This is a genomic window from Oleiphilus sp. HI0079 (assembly GCF_001635105.1).
Genome location: NZ_LWFT01001367.1, coordinates 1 through 538 on the forward strand (window position 1 = coordinate 1; position 538 = coordinate 538).

The window sequence follows — 538 nt, forward strand, 5'->3', positions numbered from 1 at the left end:
TGCGAAAATCCGGCGGGACTTGTTGGTCATTCGAGGCGCATCCTGCTACCCACAACAACACACTTAATAGTATGATTAGGCGATTCATATTCCTGCACACAAACTGCGTTTTCCATAAACGCTAAGTGTGTTTGCTCAGCTACGAAAATACAAGCAAACAACTCGGCAATATAGCCGACAAGAATAGCCCAGAAGAATACCCGGTCATTTATGCCAAGCCTCACTCTGACAGCAGAACAGCGCGCCATCGTCGATGCCCCAGTCGGACATTATGTGATTCGCGCCGTCGCCGGAAGCGGAAAAACCACAACTCTCGCTTATCGCATTCAACATCTGCTTCAACAAGGGCTTGAGCCTCGCCGAGTTCTGGTGCTTATGTTCAACAAAAGCGCACAATTGGATTTTCAAAGCAAACTCCAAAAATTGGTGGGCGGTTCAAGCGCAGTTCCGGANGTCCGAACANTTCATGCCATGGGTTTTCGACTTTACCAACGCTTCATTTCAATTGGCGCTCTACCCGCGTATCAAGGCTCTATCC

The 538-nt window shown here is 48.7% G+C and carries 1 protein-coding gene; it reads left to right on the forward strand.

Features of this window, described 5'->3' with window-relative positions; translation table 11 throughout:
* Positions 1 to 210 precede the first annotated feature (210 nt).
* The coding region (locus A3750_RS23590) for a UvrD-helicase domain-containing protein (RefSeq protein ID WP_156498889.1) at positions 211 to 538 on the forward strand (328 nt) is incomplete at its 3' end.